The organism is Saccharopolyspora sp. NPDC049426 (genome assembly GCF_040676935.1).
In the GTDB taxonomy this organism is placed as follows: domain Bacteria; phylum Actinomycetota; class Actinomycetes; order Mycobacteriales; family Pseudonocardiaceae; genus Saccharopolyspora.
Map to the genome: position 1 here is coordinate 55191 of NZ_JBFAPZ010000003.1, position 21529 is coordinate 76719.

At 69.7% G+C, this 21529-nt stretch carries 28 protein-coding genes and 1 pseudogene; 13 read left to right on the forward strand and 16 right to left on the reverse strand.

Features of this window, described 5'->3' with window-relative positions; genetic code table 11:
* Positions 1 to 22: 22 nt before the first annotated feature.
* The gene (locus tag AB0J78_RS06360; protein WP_363787601.1) at positions 23 to 412 is read right to left on the reverse strand and encodes an ectoine synthase; all 390 of its coding nucleotides are present in this window, start codon (positions 410 to 412) and stop codon (positions 23 to 25) included.
* Positions 413 to 584: 172 nt separating this feature from the next.
* Between AB0J78_RS06360 and AB0J78_RS06365 the strand changes: the two genes are divergently transcribed.
* A complete protein-coding gene (locus AB0J78_RS06365; RefSeq protein ID WP_363787602.1) occupies positions 585 to 797 on the forward strand; it encodes a DUF2188 domain-containing protein in 213 nt (70 codons plus the stop codon).
* 34 nt (positions 798 to 831) lie between these two features.
* Here AB0J78_RS06365 and AB0J78_RS06370 read toward each other — a convergent pair whose 3' ends face one another.
* The 4 genes and pseudogenes from AB0J78_RS06370 to AB0J78_RS06385 form a co-directional block, all read right to left on the reverse strand.
* Positions 832 to 1707, reverse strand: coding sequence for a Rieske 2Fe-2S domain-containing protein (locus tag AB0J78_RS06370; RefSeq protein WP_363787603.1), 876 nt, complete (start codon positions 1705 to 1707; stop codon positions 832 to 834).
* Positions 1708 to 1857: 150 nt separating this feature from the next.
* A complete protein-coding gene (gene ppk2 / locus AB0J78_RS06375; protein ID WP_363787604.1) occupies positions 1858 to 2673 on the reverse strand; it encodes a polyphosphate kinase 2 in 816 nt (271 codons plus the stop codon).
* Positions 2674 to 2701: 28 nt separating this feature from the next.
* A complete protein-coding gene (locus tag AB0J78_RS06380) occupies positions 2702 to 2887 on the reverse strand; it encodes a universal stress protein (RefSeq protein WP_363787605.1) in 186 nt (61 codons plus the stop codon).
* Between the two features lie 76 nt (positions 2888 to 2963).
* A pseudogene (locus tag AB0J78_RS06385) lies at positions 2964 to 3140 on the reverse strand (universal stress protein); the annotation flags it as partial.
* 343 nt (positions 3141 to 3483) lie between these two features.
* On the opposite strand from AB0J78_RS06385, the gene AB0J78_RS06390 reads away from it, so the two are divergent.
* On the forward strand, positions 3484 to 3837 hold the full coding sequence (locus tag AB0J78_RS06390; RefSeq protein WP_363787606.1) for an Hsp20/alpha crystallin family protein: 354 nt from the start codon (positions 3484 to 3486) through the stop codon (positions 3835 to 3837).
* A 194-nt stretch (positions 3838 to 4031) separates the two neighbouring features.
* Positions 4032 to 4232, forward strand: a complete 201-nt coding sequence (locus AB0J78_RS06395; protein ID WP_363787607.1) for a DUF1918 domain-containing protein — start codon at positions 4032 to 4034, stop codon at positions 4230 to 4232.
* Between the two features lie 277 nt (positions 4233 to 4509).
* Here AB0J78_RS06395 and AB0J78_RS06400 read toward each other — a convergent pair whose 3' ends face one another.
* Positions 4510 to 4818, reverse strand: coding sequence for a hypothetical protein (locus tag AB0J78_RS06400; RefSeq protein ID WP_363787608.1), 309 nt, complete (start codon positions 4816 to 4818; stop codon positions 4510 to 4512).
* 186 nt (positions 4819 to 5004) lie between these two features.
* Between AB0J78_RS06400 and AB0J78_RS06405 the strand changes: the two genes are divergently transcribed.
* Positions 5005 to 5394, forward strand: a complete 390-nt coding sequence (locus tag AB0J78_RS06405) for a DUF4010 domain-containing protein (RefSeq protein WP_363787609.1) — start codon at positions 5005 to 5007, stop codon at positions 5392 to 5394.
* On the forward strand, positions 5391 to 5519 hold the full coding sequence (locus tag AB0J78_RS06410) for a hypothetical protein (protein ID WP_363787610.1): 129 nt from the start codon (positions 5391 to 5393) through the stop codon (positions 5517 to 5519). Before AB0J78_RS06405 ends, AB0J78_RS06410 begins: the two co-directional genes overlap by 4 nt.
* A 102-nt stretch (positions 5520 to 5621) precedes the next feature.
* On the opposite strand, the gene AB0J78_RS06415 is transcribed toward AB0J78_RS06410, so the two are convergent.
* Positions 5622 to 6602 (reverse strand): hypothetical protein, encoded by a 981-nt coding sequence (locus AB0J78_RS06415; protein ID WP_363787611.1) that lies wholly within the window; start codon positions 6600 to 6602, stop codon positions 5622 to 5624.
* A 167-nt stretch (positions 6603 to 6769) separates the two neighbouring features.
* Between AB0J78_RS06415 and AB0J78_RS06420 the strand changes: the two genes are divergently transcribed.
* Positions 6770 to 6964, forward strand: coding sequence for a universal stress protein (locus AB0J78_RS06420; RefSeq protein ID WP_363787612.1), 195 nt, complete (start codon positions 6770 to 6772; stop codon positions 6962 to 6964).
* 40 nt (positions 6965 to 7004) lie between these two features.
* Here the strand turns inward: AB0J78_RS06420 and AB0J78_RS06425 are convergent, their stop codons facing one another.
* Positions 7005 to 7478, reverse strand: coding sequence for a universal stress protein (locus AB0J78_RS06425; RefSeq protein WP_363787613.1), 474 nt, complete (start codon positions 7476 to 7478; stop codon positions 7005 to 7007).
* Positions 7479 to 7791: 313 nt separating this feature from the next.
* On the reverse strand, positions 7792 to 8061 hold the full coding sequence (locus AB0J78_RS06430) for a DUF3040 domain-containing protein (protein ID WP_363787614.1): 270 nt from the start codon (positions 8059 to 8061) through the stop codon (positions 7792 to 7794).
* 462 nt (positions 8062 to 8523) lie between these two features.
* Between AB0J78_RS06430 and AB0J78_RS06435 the strand changes: the two genes are divergently transcribed.
* Positions 8524 to 9399 carry a universal stress protein gene (locus AB0J78_RS06435; RefSeq protein ID WP_363787615.1) on the forward strand — a complete coding sequence of 292 codons (876 nt, stop codon included), beginning with the start codon at positions 8524 to 8526 and terminating at the stop codon, positions 9397 to 9399.
* Between the two features lie 124 nt (positions 9400 to 9523).
* Positions 9524 to 10336, forward strand: coding sequence for a universal stress protein (locus tag AB0J78_RS06440; RefSeq protein WP_363787616.1), 813 nt, complete (start codon positions 9524 to 9526; stop codon positions 10334 to 10336).
* 179 nt (positions 10337 to 10515) lie between these two features.
* On the opposite strand, the gene AB0J78_RS06445 is transcribed toward AB0J78_RS06440, so the two are convergent.
* The 3 genes from AB0J78_RS06445 to AB0J78_RS06455 form a co-directional block, all read right to left on the reverse strand.
* Entirely contained in the window at positions 10516 to 10896 is a 381-nt protein-coding gene (locus AB0J78_RS06445; RefSeq protein WP_363787617.1) for a hypothetical protein, read from the reverse strand.
* A gap of 82 nt (positions 10897 to 10978) precedes the next feature.
* The gene (locus AB0J78_RS06450; protein ID WP_363787618.1) at positions 10979 to 11353 is read right to left on the reverse strand and encodes a hypothetical protein; all 375 of its coding nucleotides are present in this window, start codon (positions 11351 to 11353) and stop codon (positions 10979 to 10981) included.
* A 112-nt stretch (positions 11354 to 11465) separates the two neighbouring features.
* The gene (locus tag AB0J78_RS06455; protein ID WP_363787619.1) at positions 11466 to 11894 is read right to left on the reverse strand and encodes a hypothetical protein; all 429 of its coding nucleotides are present in this window, start codon (positions 11892 to 11894) and stop codon (positions 11466 to 11468) included.
* Positions 11895 to 11945: 51 nt separating this feature from the next.
* On the opposite strand from AB0J78_RS06455, the gene AB0J78_RS06460 reads away from it, so the two are divergent.
* The 5 genes from AB0J78_RS06460 to AB0J78_RS06480 all read left to right on the forward strand — a co-directional run bounded on the left by AB0J78_RS06460 (position 11946) and on the right by AB0J78_RS06480 (position 17428).
* Complete coding sequence (locus AB0J78_RS06460) at positions 11946 to 12767, forward strand: SDR family NAD(P)-dependent oxidoreductase (RefSeq protein ID WP_363787620.1); 822 nt, start codon at positions 11946 to 11948, stop codon at positions 12765 to 12767.
* A 52-nt stretch (positions 12768 to 12819) separates the two neighbouring features.
* On the forward strand, positions 12820 to 13350 hold the full coding sequence (locus AB0J78_RS06465) for a hypothetical protein (RefSeq protein WP_363787621.1): 531 nt from the start codon (positions 12820 to 12822) through the stop codon (positions 13348 to 13350).
* A gap of 187 nt (positions 13351 to 13537) precedes the next feature.
* Complete coding sequence (locus tag AB0J78_RS06470; protein ID WP_363787622.1) at positions 13538 to 15016, forward strand: FAD-dependent oxidoreductase; 1479 nt, start codon at positions 13538 to 13540, stop codon at positions 15014 to 15016.
* Between the two features lie 385 nt (positions 15017 to 15401).
* Entirely contained in the window at positions 15402 to 16391 is a 990-nt protein-coding gene (locus tag AB0J78_RS06475; RefSeq protein WP_363787623.1) for a patatin-like phospholipase family protein, read from the forward strand.
* Positions 16392 to 16966: 575 nt separating this feature from the next.
* A complete protein-coding gene (locus AB0J78_RS06480; protein ID WP_363787625.1) occupies positions 16967 to 17428 on the forward strand; it encodes an ATP-binding protein in 462 nt (153 codons plus the stop codon).
* 25 nt (positions 17429 to 17453) lie between these two features.
* On the opposite strand, the gene AB0J78_RS06485 is transcribed toward AB0J78_RS06480, so the two are convergent.
* From AB0J78_RS06485 to AB0J78_RS06500, 4 genes are read right to left on the reverse strand one after another with little or no spacing between them, the layout of a single operon-like run.
* The gene (locus AB0J78_RS06485) at positions 17454 to 18743 is read right to left on the reverse strand and encodes a UDP-glucose/GDP-mannose dehydrogenase family protein (RefSeq protein ID WP_363787626.1); all 1290 of its coding nucleotides are present in this window, start codon (positions 18741 to 18743) and stop codon (positions 17454 to 17456) included.
* A 27-nt stretch (positions 18744 to 18770) separates the two neighbouring features.
* Positions 18771 to 19499 (reverse strand): hypothetical protein, encoded by a 729-nt coding sequence (locus tag AB0J78_RS06490; protein WP_363787627.1) that lies wholly within the window; start codon positions 19497 to 19499, stop codon positions 18771 to 18773.
* Positions 19490 to 20176 carry an SDR family oxidoreductase gene (locus AB0J78_RS06495; protein WP_363787628.1) on the reverse strand — a complete coding sequence of 229 codons (687 nt, stop codon included), beginning with the start codon at positions 20174 to 20176 and terminating at the stop codon, positions 19490 to 19492. The genes AB0J78_RS06490 and AB0J78_RS06495 overlap by 10 nt, the downstream gene beginning before the upstream one ends.
* The gene (locus tag AB0J78_RS06500) at positions 20160 to 21521 is read right to left on the reverse strand and encodes a PfkB family carbohydrate kinase (RefSeq protein WP_363787629.1); all 1362 of its coding nucleotides are present in this window, start codon (positions 21519 to 21521) and stop codon (positions 20160 to 20162) included. Before AB0J78_RS06500 ends, AB0J78_RS06495 begins: the two co-directional genes overlap by 17 nt.
* Between the last annotated feature and the right edge of the window lie 8 nt (positions 21522 to 21529).

A 21529-nucleotide genomic window follows, 5' to 3' on the forward strand; every position in this document is an offset into this window, starting at 1 on the left:
GGTCGCGCCACCGCGGCCGGGCTCACCTGTCGGTGATCAGCGGGTAAACGCCGTCCTCGTCGTGGACCTCCCTGCCCGTGAGCGGCGGGCTGAACACGCAGACCGCGCGCATCTCGGTCGTCGGGCGCAGCTGGTGGTGCTCGTGCCCGTCGAGCAGGTACACCGTTCCGGGACGGAGCTGGTAGATGTCGCCGGTCTCCTGGTCGGTGAGCTCACCTTCCCCGTGGGTGATGAACACGGCCTCGACGTGGTTGGCGTACCAGAAGTCGTTGACGGTGTTCGCCTGGAGCGTCGTCTCGTGCACCGAGAAACCTGCTCCGTGCTTGGCGAGCAGGAGTCGCTTGCTGCGCCAGTTCGGTGTCTCGACATCGTCTTCGGTGCCGGTGACGTCGTCCAGGTCGCGTACGAACACGGTGCCCTCCCAGGCCGAACGGTTTGGGCTCACGCCCAGACCACGCAGCACGGTTCCTACCCCGGATGCGCCGTTCCGAAACCACGGCGGCTCAAGCGCGGCGGGGTTTGTGCCGCGCCGCAGCCGGGAATCACAGCGGTTGAAGTGGACCCGACGTTGGGGAGCGAGATCCGTGCCTGCAGGTCAACGCGAGACGGATGAATGTCACGTGGTGCCGGACCAGCGCGCAGGTGGCTGGAAGGTCACCGGTGCCGGTGCTGAGTTCCACGTTCCACGGCAGTGCGACGCGATCGACGAGGCGTGTTCGCAGCTCCGCCACGGCGACGGTGGAGCGGTGATCATCCACGGACTTTCCGGTCAGGTGCAGGACCGGCGAACGATCTGATAGGAGTCGGGGCGTCGGTGGTCGAGCCCCGTGCTCAGGGTTCGGCGCGCCGGATCGAGATCCGACCGGCGCGCACACGGGCTTCGTACCGCGGCTGCGGGAAGACGGCGGGTCCGTTGACAACCTCGCCGGTCTCCATCTCGAAGCAAGAGCCGTGCCAGGGACACACCACCCGGTCACCATCCCGCTCGCCCTCCTCCAACGGGCCTCCGGCGTGACTGCACACCGCCGCGATTGCGACCGGTGCGCCCGTGCGGGAGCGCGCGAGCAGCACGGACTCACCGTCGACCTCCAGCCGCATCAGCGCATCGGACGCCAGGTCTTCCTCCGCGAGGACGTCGGTGAACTCGGCAGGACCGGTGTGGGTCGCGTCCTGGTTGACCCGGACGCTCATGCCGTAGCTCAACTCACCTCCGATGTGAGCCGCGATCGAGGACAGCGCGAAGGCTGCTCCGGAGCTCGCCTTGGCACATCGGCGACTGCCCCGAACGCGTCCCACGAGGGACGCGATGTTCAGCACGAGGCCGCCAACGTTGAGCAGGGCGTGCGCACTCGCGACCCGCCTGGTCTCACCCATGAGGTCACGCCAGTCGGAGGTGCCGGTCAGCGCCGCGGGCAGGGTCGCCAACACCCCCACCGCCAGCGCGCCGTCCGCGGCCTCGCCGCATCGTTGCGAGCCCGTGAGCGACTCGGCGGCATCGAGGATCAGCGCCGTCGCCATCGCCCCCACCGGAACGTCGGTCAACGCGGGGTGCAGCGGAGCGCCCAGACAGGTCCCATCCAGGAGGTTCCTCAGCGGCATGGTCTTGCGAAGCGCGTCGCGCACCAGCGGCTGGAGCTTGTCCTCGACCGGGTCCAACCAGGTCAGTCGTCGCGCCAAGCGTCGTCCGACCATCTCCTGCTGAGGCATCGGCATCTCCTTGTTCGACATCCGCTCCGGGACTCATCACATCGAGGGCTCTGCCGGCGCAGGCGCTGCGGAGCGGGCGCCCACCTATGGTGGGTCGTAGGGCGCTGCGCCGCACTCGAAGAACCGGTGCGATCGACGCTGCAACACCCTTCAGAGCGTTGCGGCGTGGTCCGGCACGTAGGTGTAGTGCTCGCGAGACGGCCGCCGACGCCCGGACAGCGGCGGCAGAGCGGGCAGCTCGAACCGAGGACGCGGTACCTCGCTGTAGGGCACGGTCGACAGCAGGTGCGCGATCACGTTGAGCCGAGCGCGGCGCTTGTCCTCGCTCTCGACCAGGTACCAAGGGGATCGTGGAGTATCGGTTGCTTCGAGCATCTCGTCCCGAGCTTCGGAGTACTGCTCCCAGCGAGTCATCGACTCCAGGTCCATCCGGGACAGCTTCCACCGTCGCATCGGGTCCTCGTTGCGCTTGCGCAGACGTCGTTGCTGTTCGGTCCTGCTCACGGAGAACCAGTACTTCCGCAGCAGGATGCCGTCCTCGATCAGCAGTTGCTCGAACACCGGGCACTGCCGCAGGAAGCGCCGATGTTCCTCATCCGTGCAGAAGCCCATGACGTGCTCCACACCCGCGCGGTTGTACCAACTGCGGTCGAACAGCGCGATCTCGCCCGCAGCGGGCAGGTGCGCGACGTAGCGCTGGAAGTACCACTCCCCGCGCTCCCGCTCCGTCGGAGTCGGCAGCGCGACGATGCGCGCCACGCGCGGATTGAGGTGCTCGGCAACTCGTTTGATCGTGCTCCCCTTGCCCGCCGCGTCCCGCCCTTCGAACACGACGACCAGCCGGGCTCGCTCCTGCCGGATCCATTCCTGCAGCTCGACCAACTCCGCTTGCAGGCGGAACAGCTCCTTCTCGTAGATCGCACGAGGCAACCGCTGCGGACCGTCGCCCTGGTCACCACCAACCACGCGCACCACCTCCCCGATCACGCGCTGCTCAGCTCGAACCCCGGACGACGACCACCGGACACGGTGCGTGGTCGACGCAGTGCCGGCTCACCGATCCGAGGAGCATTTCCGCGAACCCTCCGCGTCCGCGACGCCCCACCACGAGCAGGTCCGCGTTCTTCGCCTCGTCCAGCAGCGCCCGAACGGGGTCCTGCCGCACGACCCGCTTCTCCACTGGAACTCCGGTGTCCAGCTTCCGCGCACGTCTCGTCGACCGCACGCCGCAACTCGCGCTCGGCGACGGAGATGATCTGCTCGTCCCGCGGCATCATCAACGCCACGTCGATCAGCGCCGGAATGCCACACGCGAACACCGCGACAACGCGTTCGCCGCTGCGCTCCGCACAGCGCAACGCCCACCGCAGCGCCGCGCGCGACCCAGGCGATCCATCCACACCCACGACGATCCGCGGATTCCTTGCATGCATGGTCGCCCCCGGGGAAACGCTCGCTGCGAGCTCTCGTCGTCCTCACCGTGTACGCGGTGATGCTTGATCGCAGCCCGACGCGGTCCGTTCTGGCCGAGAGAACCCGCCGACCGCCTTCCGAAGCCCGCGAGCGCCCGGTCGTGCCGGCAGCGACGACGCCCGAAACCGCAGAGACGCATGAGAGGAATGGGACCGCGGTGGTGCTGCGTGCGCGGAAAGGGACTCTCGGCCCTACCGGCGGTGAGCTCACACCCCCCACCCTGACTGTTGACACCAACGCTTGGAGGCAACCATGGCCAGTTTGCTACCTCGGCCGGGCACGGGAATGCCGGAACTGTTGCGCATGTTGGAGAGCGATTGGCCGTTCGGCGAACGGCATTCGATGCGGGTTGAGGCGTTCACCGATGAAGGCGACTTCGTGGTGCGGTGCGAGCTTCCCGGAGTCGATCCTGATGACGTCCACGTCCACGTCGAGGGCGACCAGCTCCGCATCGACGCCGAACGCAAGCAGGAAGACCGGGAGGAGGCGCACAGCGAGTTCTACTACGGCTCCTACAGCCGTGCCATGCTGCTGCCCTCGGGCTGCGACGTCGAGAACATCAAAGCCGACTACGAGAACGGCATCGTGACCGTCCGCATGCCTCGACGAGAAACGCCGGCGGCCAAGGAGATCCCCGTAGCGCGCAAGGGCGAGTAGTCCCCAAGCCCCCTGCCCCCGCTCCCGCAGGGCGATGGGCCCTAGACTCCGCCTTCCGCCGAACACGACCCCAAGACCCAGAAGCGGTAGCGGAACGGGAGCCGGGGGTTCGATCATGCGCGCCGAAGTGGTGAGCGGCTGGTCGTCGAAGGCACGCACCTGGGCGACCCCGCTGCGAGGGGCAGATCATCGAAGTGCGCGGCCCGAACGGCGAGCCGCCCTTCCTCGTGCGGTGGCTCGCCGACGATTACCCGAGCCCGTTCTACCCCGGTCCGGACGCACACCGCGAGCACGGCCTCCCGCACCACCGCACGCGGGGCCCGGCTCCCGCGCGGCACCGACGGGGCAGGTTGTCGCTCGCGACTCGTGCTCGCGGCGGCCCGGCGGTCGGCTGACCTCCCGTCACCGTGCACGTGAGGCGTGCAGTCCGCGCTCGGCGCGGTGGGCCGAAGATGCGCCACCTCCCACCTGGACCAAGGTTCCCAGCAAGCGCACGCGTGGGCCCTGTGCGGCTCGCGCCGAGTGCGAGGTCCTAGGCCGAGGAAACACGCGTGGAGACCACGACAGCGCTCGTTCGCCACCGCGCTGGCGATCGGGCTGCTGCTGGGCCTGGAGCGAGAGCACAGCACGGCCGGACAGCCCGTGCGGCCGGCAGGGTCCCGGACGTTCTCCCTACTGAGCCTCGTCGGAGCGATCACCGCCGCCCTCTCCCCCCGCTCTGCTGATCGTCGCAGTCAGCGCAGCCGGAGTGCTCGTGGTCGCCTGGTACGTGATCAGCTCGCGGATCTCGCAGGAAGCGGACCTGGGCGCCACCACCGAGATCGCTGCGATCGCCGCCGTGCTGCTGGGTGCGCTGTCCTGGTCGCAACCGACGTGGGCGGTGCCCATCGCCGTCGCCGTGGTGGCGCTGCTGGCCGCGAAGCGACCTCTGCACCGGTTCGCGACCCGTCTGGTCACCGACGAGGACATCGCCAACGCCATCAGGCTGTTCGTGGTGGCCTTCGTGATCTTCCCGCTGTTGCCGGACCGTCCGCTAGGCCCTTACGGAGTGCTCAACCCTTCCCGAATCTGGTTGCTGGTCATCGCGATCACCCTCATCGGCTTCCTCGGAGGATTCGTCTCCGCTTCGGCGACCACCGTCGTGCTGGCACGCCGATCCGGCGGGGCGTGCGGGATGCGGTCCTGCCCGCAGTGCTCGCGGCGAGCGTTGCGACCCTGGCCCAGCTCATCGCGCTTACCGCCGTCGCCAAGCCGGCCATCGCACTCCGGCTGCTGCCCGCCGCGGCCGCTCGTACGATGGCACTGCTGCTCGAAGCCGGATGGCTCGCCTGGCGCAACGGTGGTGGTCCCGAAGCGGAAGGGACGAACCGCACCGAAGCACCTTCGGCCTTCCAACGGCCCCTCTCCCTTCGGGTCACGTTCTCGCTGACGGTGCTGCTGCTGACAGGGACTCGCGCCGCGGCAGCGTTGCTCGGTGCACGAGGTGTTCTCGCGGCCGCGTTCGTGGGCGGTCTCGCCGACGCGCACTCCGCAGCAGTGTGGGAATGGCGCTGTTGAGCAACACCCTGATCAAGATCGTGCTCGCCGCAGTGGCCGGCGGAGCGCGCTTCGCGCTGCGCCTGGCTCTGTTGCTGGTCCTCCCCTCCACCGCGGTCGCGGGCGGCATCGCGCTGATGATGTGACCGCAGGGGCTGCGCGAACCCGGGAGGCGGCCATCTGGCCGCCGGACGCACCCGTTGCACCTGCCGCGTCAACTCGACCCCGAGAGCCGGACCGTCCCGGGATCATCGCTCCGGCAGGAGCATCTCGTCGGCGCCCCGGCGCGGTGTTGCCACCGGCCGGTCGGTCGACCGCGGCCAACCGACCCGAACCAGCATCTGCGGATACCCGCCATCCGCCAACACCTCGCGCCGCACGTCCGCGCGCGTGCGCGAAACCTCGAACGCCTCGCTGAGCGGGCAGGTCGACAACCCTCCCAACTCCGCTCGGCACAGCACCGCTCCCAGCGCCTCCCCCGCGCGCAGATGAGCTTCGCGATCATCGGTTTCAGTGCTGATCAGCAGCAAACTCCCCGCTGTCAAGGCAGAACCGCTCTCACCGATCACCGTCTCGGCGTAGCCGAAGTCACGCACGACGACGTCGCCGTACCGCTGCCCGTGCCACGGCGCACTCGCCTCCGGCACACCTCGCGCGGCCTCCGGCGGCAGCCCTGACCACCTCGCCAGCTCGGCGCGGTAGGACTCGGATCCGGCATGGATCACCGCCGCCTTGGTGAACGCCCGCGCGACCGCGTACCGCTGATCACCGGTGATCACCGAAATGCCCGCCCCCGAGGCCGCTGAAGCGAGGTCGAGGAGCACGTCCTGCGGCACCGCTATGGGTGCGTACCGGCGACGGTCGACGTGCCGCCGCCGTGCCGCACGTGCGAGCGTGCGATCGGACGGCACAGGCTCCTCGCAGCCCAGCACACCTATTCGCGCCAGCAGATCGGCGTCCTGCTCGCTCGGCAGGCGTCGCACCTCCGCCTGCCATCCGCGCGCGCGCAACGACAGCAACGCGTGGTGCAGCGCAGCCCCGCAGCTGATCACCAACTCGCGGTTGTCGGGATCCGTCTCGGGCAAAGCCACCGACCTGTCCAGGAACAGCTCCAACCAACCAGCGCCCTCGCGGAACATCCACGGCTGCAGGTTGAACAACGAAGGTGCGCTTCCGGACAGGACACGCACCTCCCGCATCTCCTGCTCACTAGCCCACACGCCCGACATGGCCCTCCTTCGCTCTCCCGTCACCATCTCGCCCGATCCTGGGCTCACGACAGGGCCAACCGACCTGGTCGAGCAGGAACACGCGGAGGCGGCAGACCCCCGCGCCGGACGGCTATCTGGTGGCGGGCGGACCAGGACCTCAGGGCGCGTACCTCTGCCCTGGCGGGATGCGCCGAGCGGTACCGGACGTCGTCGCGCACCACGAACTGATCACCACCGAAGGCCCCACCGACGCGCTGCTCACCGCCGCGGACGATACCGATCTCCTCGTGGTCGGCACCCGCGGCCGCGGAGCCCTGCGCTCCACCCTGCTCGGTTCGGTGAGCCACGCCGTGGAGCACCACGCGGCAGTCATCCGGTGAACCTGCGCAGCCGTAGAGCAGCGGCGGGTGGCGGAAGGTGTCAAGTTGGCGTCGGCCCGCGATCAGGCTCGTCAGACGGCGGGCGACCAACGACGACGGTGCAGGGTGCGTGGGTGACGCAATGCCGACTCACCGACCCCAGCAGAGCGCCCACGAACCCGCCGTGCCCACGACTGCCGACGACCAGGAGCTCCGCATCCTCGGCCTGGTCCAGCAGAGCACGTGCCGCGTGCCCGCGGACGACCTCTCCTCGGACGCGCACCGACGTCGCCAACGGCGCCGTGACCTCATCCACGATCTCCCGGAGAGCCTTCTCCGCACGGTTTCTCAACTCATCATCGAAGAGCAGCGGTGGCATGGGCGCGGGCTCGGTGAAGCTCGGCGGCGCCCACGCCAGCACTCCGATGATCTCCCCACCGGACGGCTCGGCGTAGCGCAGCGCCCACCGCAATGCCGCCCGCGAACCGGGCGATCCGTCCACACCGACGACGATTCGCGGTTGATCCTCAGTCATGGTCCCGCCCGTTGCGCGAACTGCTCGATCCCGGACTACCGCTTGACCACGAGCCGAGTCTCCTACGCCATTCGGTCTGCGGCAGCGCGGACTGTGACGTTTCCGACTCCAGAACTCGTGCACCGCACCGAAGATGACCTATCCTGAGAACCCGGTCATCGCTCCTGCTGGTGCTTGATTCTCCGCCCACGCCCAGCCGAACGACGCCGCGCGCCAATACCCGTGCGGCCAAACGGTATTCACGCGCCACGCCTCGATGCGGTGTGAAATCCTGGACCGAACGGGGTTCCGCCCCAATGCTCCTGCGCCCCCGTCACTCGGTACGAACCGTCCACCTCGTGCAGACCAGCAGCACGACGGCCAGGAGAGCAGAGGTGATGAACCCCGCACCTTCGTTGAGCACCAGGCACAACAGCGCGAGGCAAGCTGCGACCACACCGATTGCCCTGGGAAAACTCATCCACACCCGCGCCCTCGTGAGTGGCCGCGTGCGGCTCATCCTCTCAGCGAACCCCGGATCTTGCGCTCGCAGTTCCCGCTCGATCTGGTCGAGAAGACGTCGCTCATGGGGTTGTGTCACCATTCCTCCCGCACTCCTACCACGTCCACCAGGGACCAACGGCTTCCCGCTCCCGCGGTGTTCGGCCCTGCAGCACCCCGCCGACGACGATCACCACGAACGTGAAACCGAGATCCGATGCGCGCAAGTGGCCGCTCGCTACCACGTTCGACGAACAGCCGATCCTCCTCCAGGGCCTTTCGTCATCATTCGTCTCGCGAAGCGCTCTGCCGCACGACGTCGATCAAGCCGCTCATGCGCCGGCCGTGGTCGGGTACGCGGTGAGCACCGCTTCCGCCTCGCGTTCGAGTTTGCCGCGCGCTGAGCACGGGGAAGCCACAGGTGACTCACCGGCCCCGAGACGTCGATTTCGAGTTCGAAGACCGTCGCGGGGCACTCCGAACAGGAAGCGGGAACAAGCGCCGTGCCGCTGCGGGCCGGCTCACCACGGTTGCTGCTTCGCAGCACGCGCTGGAGGGAAAGCGGATGACCGATCTGAACAACACGATCGTCGTCGGAGTCGACGGTTCCGAGCAGGCGCTCGACGCGGTCGCCTGGTCGGCGGAGGAAGCGTCGTCGCGGAACCTGTCACTGTTGCTGGTCTCGTCCACCGAGCCCTACACCAGCGGCTTCTACGGGCCAGGACTGCCGTACCTGCCCGAGGTGTTCGAGGAGATCGACCAGCTGGCCCGTGCGCACCTGCGCGACGGGGTGCACCGCGCCGGCACCATCGACCCCGAGGTTTCCGTGCGCACCGAATTCGTGCGCGAACCGCCGATCCCGCGCTTGCTCGAGATGTCGAAGACCGCTCGCATGATCGCGCTCGGCGCGTCCGGGCGTGGTGGGTTCAGCGGGATGCTGCTGGGTTCGACGGCCAGCTCCGTAGCCTCCCACGCATCCAGCCCGGTGGCCATCGTGCGCAATCCGAACACCCCCGATGGGCCGGTGGTCGTCGGCGTCGATGGCAGCGAAACCAGCACGGCCGCACTCGAAGCCGCGTTCGACGAGGCGTCCTGGCGCAAGGCTCCCCTGGTGGCAGTGCACGCCGGCGAGGCCCCTTCGATCCGAGAGGTCGGTGTCGGCCGAGCTCACGAGAGACCCGGCGACGTGGAGCGAATTCTGGCCGAAAGCCTCGCGGGCCGCGCTGAGAACTACCCCGATGTCGACGTCGAGCGCGTCGGGGTCGAGGGCAGTCCACCGAGCGTCCTCCTCGACTGGAGCGACCGCGCTCAGCTCGTCGTGGTGGGCACCCGCGGGAGAGGTGGATTCCGCGGCATGCTGCTCGGCTCGACGAGCCAGTCGCTCCTGCACCACGCCAGGAGCCCGGTCGTCGTCGTTCGCACGCGCGCTCGCACCTCGTGAGCGCACCGGCGTGAAATCGGCTCCCGCTGGGCGAGTGCGTGTTTGGTGAGCGTTCGCCTCGGGAAACCACGAGCGGCGCGACCCGCAACGCACGCGGGGCTTCTCAGGGCGCGAGGAGATCGACATGACGACACCGAACCAGCCGGTGGCAGTCGGAGTGGACGGTTCGGAAGGCTCCGTCAGGGCCGCCCACTGGGCGACAGCGGAAGCCGACCGCAGGGGCGCCGCGCTGCACCTGGTCCTCGTCAACGATGACCCGGCACGCGCAACGCAGAGCGAGCGGGCCGTGCACGAGATCGCCGAGCAGTGCCGTGCTCGCACCCCCGGGGTCGCAGTCACCTCGGAGACCGCGACCGGGCAACCGGTTCAGGAACTGCTGCGACGGAGCGAGAAGGCTCAGCTCCTGGTCCTCGGAGCGCGCGGACGCGGTGCCTTCGCCGACGCCTTGCTGGGTGGCGTCAGTTCGACCGTGGCCGTCCACGCCCGATGCCCGGTCGCCGTCGTGGGCGAGAGCACCCCCGATTCCGGCCCGGTGGTGGTCGGTTCCGATGACTCCCAGTGCGGGCAGGACGCCGTCGACTACGCCCTCGCGGCAGCGACTCGGGTGGGTGCGGACCTGCTCGTGCTGCGCGCGTGGCACGAAGAAGGGCTGCTGGCCCTGCCGCTCACTCCGCCGGATCGTGAGCGGGTGCAGCACGAAGTCGAGCGCTCGCTCACCGCGCAGACGAAGCCGTTGCGGGAGGAGCACCCCGAAGTTCGCATCCAGGAGGTCGTCCACCGAGGCCACCCGGTCGCCGGGTTGGTCGACGCTGCGCGCGATGCTCGTCTCGTCGTCGTGGGACATCGTGGTGGCGGCGGGTTCGAGGGCCTCTTCCTGGGTTCCGTCGCGTCGGGGATCCTGCACCACGCCCCGTGCCCGGTGGTCGTCGTCCACTAGAGGGGCCGGAGCTCATCGCGGGTTGTCGGTGAAGATCTCCTCCAACGGACGCCGGGCACTGCGCGCAGCCGTTGATTTCGGGTGGCCGAAGCGCATCAGCGCCTGAACCACGTCGGCACCGCCGCCACCACGCTGCGCGAGTCCGTCTCGGACCTCGCTGAGCTGCAGGCATTGGGTCATCACGGAGGCGCCCAACGCGCGGTGGGTGGCTGTGGGTGGCTTCCAACCATGCGTTCTCCAAGCCGGCCCGCGTCAATTTGGGCACGGAGCCCGTCGTCGGGCGTGCTCAGCACCAACACCGATTCCGCTTCGACGCGCGCTGCCAGCCAGGCCTCATCCGGCACGCGGGTCGCTCCGCTGACCAACCCGACGGCACCGAGGCCCTGCGCGCCCAACGCTTCGGAGGGCGCCCCGCTGCGCTCCGATTCGGTGCGCTGAACGATCCAGCCCGCCAATTCCCGCTGATAGGACGCATCAGCGTGCTGGACGCGGGCGGCGTAGGTCAGCAACCGGGCCACGTGCAGCGCTTCCTCGGTGCCGCTGATCCACTGGGCGCGCACCGACGGCACGCTCTTGGCCGCGCTGAGCAGCGCTTGCTCGTCAGCATCGGAGACCGGGTGGGAGCCGAAGGGCCGACGGTGGCTAGTGCGGTGCGCGATCGCCTCGTACCGGTGGAGCTCGGTCTCGGTGGGCGAGGACCGACTGCTGCCCGTGACGGAGACCAGTGAGTCTGAAGTCGTGCCCGGACGGGAGTTCAGCCCGCCACCCCAGCTTGCGCACCGCGAGCACGAGGTTCATCAGCGCGGCTCCGCACGAGATCAAGCGGTCCCTGCCCTCCGTGTCGTGCCGGAGCTCGGCGGGGCTGTCCCGCTCGTACAACTCGACCACCCGGTCGCGCATCAACAGCGACCACGGTTGCGTGTTGTACACCGACGGCGCGCGGTTGACGGCGCTGGCGATGGTCGCGACCTCTTCCGGCGACCACGGCCGGTCGTCGACGCGCTCGATGTCGTCCATGTCGCTCGCTCAGTCCTTCCCGCTGGACGTCTCACATGACCCGCGACCCCGGGTTACCCCATCGAAGGCGCGCACACCCGATCCGCTGTTCGGCAGCAGGCGCACGGCAACGTCACCCTCGCCCAGGCCCGGCCCAATCGGCCTCCACGCGCGCCCACTCCCACTCCCAGCGACGCCGAGCCCAACGGTCGGAGACCGCGCGCGCGGTCTTCATGGCCCCGGCGCAGCCGAGGAGGCCCAGAACGAGCACGCCGACCGCCGTGCCGGTCGCTGACGCGATGCTGTTGGCCTCCGTCGGTGGGCTCGGTGCCACGCGGTCGGCACCGTCGACCCACATCGGCACATGACTGCCGACGTGGATGCTGGAGGGCACCTCGGTGCGCGCAGCGCGCGGGTGACCGTCGTGGCCGGTCCACCCGGCATCGGCGCGTACGCTCGCGCCTCCGCCGAGAAGGACCCCGACGTCGAGCGACCCGCTCGTCGGACCCAGCCGGCAACCTCCGGTCACCCGCTCGGACTGCGGGTGTTTGAGCCGCAACACGCCCGGCAACCCGAAAACGGCCCCTGTCGCTGAACGCTTGGGAGGAAAGTCGTGGACACGCGGACTCCGATGGCCCTGGTGACGGGCGCATCGACCGGGATCGGCCGGGAGTTGGCGCGGTGCCTCGCGCAGGACGGCCACGATCTCCTGCTCACCGCGGAGAACTCGCAGGTGCACGACACCGCTCGCGAGATGGAGCAGCTCGGCGTGAGCGTGGAGACCGTGCAGGTCGACCTCACCGAGCCCGATCGCGTCGACGAACTCGCCGGGCGGGCCACCGCGACCGGGCGACCGATCGACGCGCTCGTGCTCAACGCGGGCGTCGGCGCCGGCGGATCCTTCGCAGGCGACACCGCTCTCACCGACCAACTGCGAGTGGTCGACGTCAACGTGCGCTCCACGGTGCACCTGGCGAAGCTGCTCGTTCCTGGGATGGTCGAGCGAGGCCACGGCCGGGTGCTGTTCACCTCCTCGATCGCGGCGACCGCGCCAGGGCCCTTCTTGGCCGTCTACAACGCCTCGAAGGCATTCGTGCAGTCCTTCGCACAGGCGTTGCGCGAGGAGCTGCGCGGAACCGGAGTGACCGTCACCTCGTTGCTGCCCGGGCCCACCGATACCGAGTTCTTCGACCGAGCCCGGATGCGGGACACGAAGATCGGATCCGGGCCCAAAGACAGCGCCGTGACCGTCGCTCGTCAGGGATACGCCGCGATGGTTGCCGGGCGCGACTCCGTGATCGCCGGCTCGCGCGGCAACCGGGTGCAGGTCGCGATCTCACGAGTGATGCCCGAGCGGCTCGTGGCAGCGGTCCACCGCCGGATGAGCGAGCCCGGTACCGCCCGGTCTCGACGCGAGCGCATCAGCTCGTGGTAGCGGCAGCCGTGGTTCGAGGTCACGCACGCACCGGCCGAGAAAGGGCACGATCGTGGAAACACCACCGACGAGCATCTCACGGCGGAAGTTGCTGTCGATCTACCTCAACGACCACCTCGCCGGCGCCACCGGTGGCGTGGAGCTGGCCGCCCGCGCCGCGCGTGCCAATCTGGGCCGAACACCCGGCATCTCGGCGCGAGTCAGGGCGTTGTGCGAGGAGATCCGCGCCGATCGCCGAAGCCTGCGGAACATCATGGCCGTGCTCGGCACCAGGACCGCGCACTACAAGATCCTCGCGGCGTGGTTGGGCGAAAAGGCCGGTCGGTTCAAACCGAACGCAGGGGTGTTCCGGCGTTCGCCGCTCAGCGCCTTGATCGAGATCGAAGCCCTCTACTTGGGAGTGCAGGGGAAAGCGTCCTGTTGGCGGACCCTCCTCGCGGCTGCCGAGCAGGAACCCGACCTCGACGCGCAACGCCTGCGAACGCTGCTCGAACGCGCCCAGCAGCAGCTCGCCGAGCTCCAGGACTTGCACCACGAGATCGCCGCGCAGGTCTGCGGCGCGCGCGGACACCGGCCGTCTTAACACGACGGACCCGCTCGGCCTCGTGGCGGGTGCTGTCCACTGCGGACCTGCGTCCTCCCCGCACTCCTCATCGGGGAACCATCGACCACCGCGAGGCATCGAGGCGAAGCACCGAGTGGTTTCGCGGGCGATGCGACGGGGAAATCAACTCCTGGGGAACTGGTGCTGACGAAAGGTGCTGTGACACGTGAGTTCGCCATGGCTGGAGCCGCCGCACGCCGAACACGCCCCGCTGCGCGATCCGGCTTCGTTCGACGTCGCGGTGATCGGCGGCGGCATCGCCGGGATGACCACGGCGGTGCTGCTCAAACGCTCCGGGGCGACGGTCGCCGTGATCGAGGCCGACCACGTCGCCTCCGGCGCCACGGGCAACAACACGGCGAAAGCGACCGCGTTGCAGTCGACGATCTATTCCACGATCCGGCGAAACCGGGGTGTCGAGGCCGCTCAGGTCTACGCCGCCGCGAGCGCCGCGGCGGTCGAGGAGATCGCGAGGCTGGGTGTCCCGTCCGAGATCCAGCGCCGACCCGCCTACACCTTCGCGGTCGACGAGAGCGGTTCACAGGCGGTGGAGCAGGAGATCGACGCAGCGCGGGAAGCAGGTCTGCCGGTGGTCGCCGACGAGCTGTCCGAACTCCCGTTCCCGGTCACCGCTGCCGCCAGGCTTGACGACCAGATCGCGTTCGACCCCGTGGGCCACACCCGCCACCTGGCAAGCCAGCTCCACGGCGGCGGGTGCGCGATCTACGAACGCACAAGGGCGCTTCGGCTGACCGAGGGGTCGCCGTGCCAGATCGCCACCGACGGTGCCACGCTGACGGCCGACCGCGTCGTGGTGACCACGCACGCTCCCGTCTGGGATCGCGGGCTGTACTTCGCGATGCTGGAGGCGCAGCGGTCCTACTGCGTCGCAGCACGTCTGCGAGAAGAACCTCCGCGCGGGTTGTCGATCACCGCAGGGGAGCCGACCCGGTCGCTGCGCTCACGCGGCGACCAGCTCGTGGTCTGCGGCGAAGGACACCAAACCGGCAAGCTCACCAGCGAGGACCAGCCCTTCTCCCGGTTGGAAGCCTTCGCCCGGGAGCACTGGCCGATCGCCGAGATCACGCACCGGTGGTCGGCGCAGGACCTGGTCCCGACCGACCGGTTCCCGATGGTCGGTCCGTACTTGCCGAGTTCGTCGCGGCTTTTCGTGGCGACGGGCTTCATGAAGTGGGGGCTCACCGGTGGTACCTTCGCCGGTAAGCTGCTCGCCGACCTGCTGAACGGCGAGGAGAACCCGTGGGCGGAAGCCCTCTCCCCCGCACGGCTGTCGCCCGGGTCGTGGCCGCGCCTGGCGTGGCACAACCTCCGCGCCGGCGCGTACTTCGTCGCCGACCGGGTCTCCCCCGCGACGGCCACCGATGTGCGAGAGCTGAAGCCCGGCACCGCGGCCGTCATCCGGGAGGGCGCGGAACGCACCGGGGTCTATTGCGACCACGGTGGCCTGCTGCACTGCGTCTCGATGCGCTGCACGCACCTGGGATGCCTGGTGCGCTTCAACGAGGCGGAGACCACCTGGGACTGCCCTTGCCACGGCTCCCGGTTCACGGTGGACGGCACAGTCCTGGAAGGACCTGCGGTCAACCCGCTACCGGTCAAACCGCCACCCCAGTCGTGCGGATGAGCAGGCGCCGGCCTTACCCGTTCTCGCGGGTCCTGTTCCGGTGGCGTGTGCCGGGCGGAGCCCGACGGCCAGAGGGCTGGGGATACCACAGATTGCGGTTCTGACAGTTCCGCGCCCGCAGCGGGACTGTCCCGCAGCGGGCGAGTTGACTTCGGCCGAAGCGCACTACCACCTTGCCGGGCGGGGACTATCGCATCACGAGGAGTCCCCGGTGGACCGCGAGGTCTTCACCGCCGCGGCCGAACAGCACACACCACTTCTCACGCCGGGGCGCCTCTCACTCCGGTCACCCGCTGCAGGCACGTTCACCGAAGTACGCGTTCATCGGACCGATCACGGGTAACCGGTATGGGAGGACGGGATGGTCCGACCCTACGGAGGCCCCATGTCCACGCAAAATGAAGCACGTCCCGCTTCGACGAACCCCGGGCCCGGTATCGGGCTGGTGCTAGGAGCCGGAGGTGTGCTCGGAGCCTGCTGGAGCATCGGCGCGCTGCGCGCCCTGGAAACAGTCGGCCGGTGGGACCCCCGCCTGTGCGACGCGATCGTCGGCACTTCGTCAGGCGCCGTGATATCCGCGATGCTCTCCTGCGGCATCAGCGCGCGCGAACTCGACGCCAACCAGCGTCATCCAAACGAGGGCGACCTAGCCGAACACGGGTTCAACTGCGCCAACCCCTTGCTCTTGCGCAGCCCGCGGAGCTTTCCGGGTCTGGCCTCGCCCAGACTGCTGGCACAATGCCTGACCAATCCTCTCGGCGCTCCCCTCATGCACTGGTGCGCCGCGTTAGCCCCGTGCGGTCGCGGCTCGCTGGAATCCCTGCGTGAACTCGTGAAGCACATCGCGGGCCCGCACAGCGCTGGCTCGCCCCTGAGCGTGGTCGCCACGGACTACGACAGCGGTCGGCGCGAGGTCTTCCACCTGGGCGCCGATGAGGAACTACCGCTCGCCGAAGCAGTGGTCGCCTCCTGCTCGGTTCCCGGTCTTTTCCCGCCGGTGACCATCGAGGGACGACGCTATGTCGACGGCGCGGTCGGCTCCAGCACGAACGCCGACGCGCTTCTCGACGAGGACGTGGACACCGCCATCGTGGTGGCACCGATGGCGGCGAATTCGCTCGACCGTCCGCTCTCCCCCCTGACGCACGCCGAGCGGCTGGTCCGCCGACGCATCACCGACCGCCTCACCGCCGAGGTCACCGAGCTGGAGGAAGCCGGGATCAGCACCACGGTGCTCGCCCCGACCGCCGAGGACCTCGCCGCGATCGGGGTCAACGCGTTCAACTGCACCCGCAGGTTGTCGGTCATGGACACCGCGCTGCGCACGACCACTCAGCAGCTGGAAGCCCAGCCACCCCGCGTGCGAATCTCCTAGAGGCCCTCGATCTGAGACGGTGGGAAGGTCGGGCAACAACCGCGGCCAGCGCACCGGGCCTGGCTCTCGTGCACCAGCTCGAAGACCACAGGGCTTTCGCAGGTGCTCTGCGGGATCTCCAGCTCTGATCAGTTGGCTGACAGGCTGGAGGAAACCGCACAGGTCCACTCTGCTGCGGCTCGGGAAGCCGGACATGTGTTCGGCGAGCGCAGACGGCAACTGAGCTACCAGCGCCGCGATCGGCCGCCAGGTGCACAACACTCCGAGGTGTTCGGCGTTGCCTTCACGACGCGGTCGGCGTCAGTGCGGGTTCGCAACCCGCGGCGCGCGATCCCGTCCAGGGCTTTCAGCCCGATGTCGATCGGACCGTCCTCTGTCCGTCACCGCGACCGGTGAGGTCGAACTGGCCGCAACGCCAATTCCGCCGCCCTGCGACCGGTCCAACTCATGGCGCTGAACCAGGAGTTCGAGTTCCACGCAGACAGGAAGGGGCCACTCGCCGGCGCGTTGGGTTTGTGAGCGGATGAACTCGCCTACCCTGAGAGCTGCAACGGAGCCGGACTGAGGACGCATCTATGGCACGCGCTCAGCCAGGCGAGCCCGAGTCGGCCTCCCCGGGCGTCGAGGTCCTGCGGCGTCATGGCGTGCGCGCAACGGCCGGCACCCTGCCGGTGCTACGCGACGAAGTGGGTGAGTGGGCCCGCGCCGCGGACCTCCGCGACACGATCGTCGAGTCTTTGGCGCTGGCCACCGACGAGGCGATGGCCAATGCCGTCGAGCACGCCTACGCAGACGCTCCCGGTGTCCTCGACTTGGACGCCGTCCGCAGCGAGTCCGGGGTGGAGGTCGCAGTAACCGACCACGGAACCTGGCCCGCGCCGGACGAGGGCGACGGGCAGCGCAACCGCGGCCTGCCGCTGGTCGAACGGCTCGCGGACGAGTCGGTGGTGGCCTCCGGCGCTCGCGGCACCCGGGTGCAGATGCGCTGGAACACCTCGGTGCGGCCCGGCGACGACATGGCGGCAGCGGACACCTGAATGAGTCCGAGGGACTCCGATCGCATCACCGCAGCGTTCGGCCGGTACCTCGCCAGGTGATCCCCTCGCGCGTGAGTTCGCGCGGATCGAGCTGGTTTCGGGCATCGATAAGAACCGGCGTTCGCATCACTTCGACGACCTTCGCCCAGTCCAGCACCGCGAACTCGGCCCAGTTCGTCAGCAGCACCAGAACGTCGGCCTCCTCAGCGGCCAGGTACGCATCGGCCACGCACCGGATGCGCTCCACTTCGGTCCCCTGCGCGCACGCGGGGTCGTAGCCGCGCAGCCGCGCGCCTCGATCCGACAGCATCCGCGCGACCGCGAGGGCTGGTGAGTCGCGCAGGTCGTCGGTGCCCGCCTTGAACGTCAGGCCCAGCAGACCGACCCGGGCACCCGACACGTCACCACCGCAGCAGTCCACCACCTTCTGCACCACCCGGGCCTGGTGGTGCGCGTTGGCGCGGACCGCGGCACCGAGCAGCGGCAACGCCACGCCGACGGAATCGGCGGTGTGCAGCAGCGCCGCGGTGTCCTTGGGCAGGCAGGAACCTCCCCACCCCGGCCCGGCGCTCAGGAATGACGGTGCGACCCGACGATCGCGCTTCATCCCCTCCGTGATGGCCTCGATGTCTCCACCGGTGCGCTCGCAGAGCTCCGCGAGGTCGTTGACGTAGGAGAGCTTGGTGGCCAGGAAGCCGTTGGCGGCGTACTTGACGAGCTCGGCGCTGACCGGATCCATCAGGACCGCGTGTGCCTCCAGCGGGTCGTAAAGCGCGGCGATGCGCTCGGCCGCCCGCTGGTCCTGCGCACCGACGACGACGCGCGCCGGGTGGAGGAAGTCCTGGACCGCGAAGCCCTCGCGCAGGAACTCCGGATTGCTGACCACCGCGACGTCCTCGCGGCCCAGCAACCGGGTGAGGCGCTTCGCGGTCCCCACCGGCACCGTCGATTTGGTGACCACCACAGCTCCGCGCGGCAGCGACTCGCGGATCTCGCCGGCGACGGTTTCCACGGCGCTGAGGTCGGCGGCCCCGTCGGTGCCCATCGGCGTCGGCAGGCACAGGAACACGAACTCGGCCTCGGTCACCGCCCGTGCTCCGTCCTGGGTGAAGCGAAGGGAACCTGCCGCCGCACCCGCCGCGACGAGCTCGCCGAGGTCGGGCTCGCGGATGTCCACCTCGCCCCGGCGCAGCCGCGCGATCTTCTCGCCGTCGACGTCGCAGCAGGTCACGTCGTGGCCGAGCCTGGCCAGGCAAGCGCCCGTGGTGAGGCCCACGTAACCGCAACCGACCACGACGATCCGCCCTGCGTCCATCGGCCCTCCTGCGAAAACCTTTCGCCGTCACGAGGTCTCGAGCTCCGCGAGCACCGGTGGCGGCTGGGCTTCTCCCGCCCTCGGCCCAGGACCGCACCGCGGCGGAGCACAACGCTGCCCGGAACCCGCGCCGATGCGCGGGTCAGTGCGGACGCATTCGATCACCCCGTCGACGTCCGCTCCGACCGCGCGGCACAGCTCGGCCAGCTCGTCGAAGTACTCGCGCTCCACTCGGAGGAGCCCGTTGGTCGCGCGCAGCACGAGGTCGGCGCTGTCGACGTCGCAGTGCAGCGGCAGGACGGGCACACCCGCCAGGACCACGTCGGCACGCACCAGCGCCTCGGCGTCGTCGGCTCCGAGGACTGCGACGTCCGCGCTCAGGAAGTCCTCCAGCGCAGAACCCTCTCGCAGCAGCTGCGGGTTGCTGACCACCGGCCTACCCAGCGCTTCCTGGAGGTCCCGAGTGGACTCCCACGGCGGCAGCGCGCAGTTGATCACGGAGCTGCCCGGTGGAGCGACGACCTCCTCGGCACCGCAGACGAACACCGCGTCGGGATCGGGCAACTCATCGAAACTCAGAGCACCGCTGCGGTGCAGGCTCCACATCAGCTCCTGCAGCCCCGGGTCGCTCGCCATCGCCGCATGGTCCGGGCGCGCGCAGCTCACCCGGACCCCGCTCCAGGCCAGGCCCGCAGCGACCGCGATGGCGGTCAGCCCCTGTCCCAGCACTCGGGCGCGCAGTTCTCTCACGGCCATGACGACTCCTCCGAGTGGCACACGACGAGCTCGCGGACCTCGCAGCCGGCCGGCTGCCGCAGTGCGAACAGCACCGCCTCGGCCACGTGCTCGGGCCGGTTGAGCTTGGCGTCCTGCGGTGGTTTGTACTGCTCGGGCCTGCCGTCGAAGAACGCGGTGCGCATACCGCCCGGCACCAGCATCGTCACCCCGACCCGGCCGCTGAGCTCGGCGGCCAGCGCCCGGGAGAGGCCGACGACGCCGAACTTCGAGGCGCAGTAGGCGGATGCATCCGGCAAGCCCTTGAGCCCGAGCGTGGACGAGCAGGTGACCACCGTGCCGCGGCTTTCCTCCAGGTAGGGCAAGGCGGCGCGCACGACGGCGGCGGTGCCCAGCAGGTTGACCTCCACCACGCGTTCCCAGTCCTCGGCGGGGACCGACTGCAGCGAACCGCAGGCATCGGTGCCTGCGGCGGTGAATACGCCGTCGAGACCACCGGCGGTGTCGGCCATGTCGCGCACCGCGCGCTCCGCCGCTCGCCTGTCGGCCAGGTCGACCTGGGCGTGCTTCACCGGTGCCGAGGGCTCCTCGCGGTCGAGGACCAGCGGGGTCCCACCGGCTGCGATCACCGCATCGACGACCGCCGCACCGAGGCCCGAAGCGCCTCCGGTGATCACGACATTACCCGGCCTGTTCATGGAGTTCCTCCCGATTGACGTCCAGTTCCAGCAGGTTCCGCAACATTCGAGTGGTCGAGTACCCGCCGACGAGCGGGACCCGGACGATTTCGCCGCCGTACTGCTCGACCACCTTCGCCTCGGGCAGCCGCGACGGTTCGTAGTCGCCGCCCTTGACCCACACGTCCGGTCTGATGGTGGCCAGCAGCTCGCATGGGGTGGTCTCCTCGAAGACCGCGACGGCGTCGACGGATTCGAGCGCCTCCAACAGGCACTTTCGGTCCTCCACGCCCACGAGCGGGCGCGGAGCTCCTTTGAGCCTGCGGACCGAGGCATCCGAGTTCAGGCAGACGACCAGAGCATCACCGAGCCGCCTGGCCTGGTCGAGCAGGTCGACGTGGCCCGGGTGGAGCAGGTCGAAGCAGCCTCCTGCCGCGACGAGCCGGCCGCCGCGCTCCCGGACCCGTTCGACCACGTCCAGACCGTTCTCGGACACCGGTCGATCACCAGCGGTCAAAGCACCGGCGCCCCCGGAAGCCACGAACCGGCTGGCCGCCAGCACCGCGTCGGCGACGGCGTCCGATGTGGACTCCCCCCGCGCCAGCGCGAGGGCGGCGGCAACGGCGAAAGCATCCCCGGCGCCGCAGGTGTCGGTCGCGGTGTCCAACTCTCGTGCCGCGATCAGCTCACCGGCCGGTGCGAGCGCGGCGCCGCGCTCACCCATGGTCACTGCCACCGCTCCGCACTCCCACTCGCGCCACAGCGCCATCGCGCCCGCCGGTTGCGCGGTCATGCCGCTGAACCGCATCGCTTCGGCTTCGTTGGGCACCACGAGGTCCGCCCGGGCCACCGGCGCGGCTCCTCGCGGGTGCGGGTCCCAGATCATCGGTGTGCCGGGCGGCAGGCGGGAGAGCTCGTGGCGCAGCCGGGAGTTGCTCGCGGCTCCGCGACCGTAATCGGCGACGAGCACGGCATCGGCGCTGCGCAGCTCCCGCACGACCGCCGGCCCCGGGACCACGTCCGGCACGACTCCCGCGCCGGAGTCCAGCCGCACGACCGATTGGCCGCCGGCGCGCACCCGGGTCTTGCTGGGCGTCCCACCGGTGAAGGGCAGGTCCACCAAGCGGACGCCGGCCGGCAGCAGGCGGTCGATCTCGTAACCAGCGGGATCAGCACCGCGGCCGCTGATCAAGGTCACCTCGATGCCCTGGTCCGCGGCCAGCCCCGCGGCGAGCGCTGCTCCACCGGGCCTGCCCCGTCGCGACTCGACGTCGACCACCGGCACGGGCGCGTCGGGGCACAGGCGGGAGGCGCTCCCGGTCAGATCCAGATCCAGCAGGGCGTCGCCCACGATGACGAGCTTCACGTCGACCT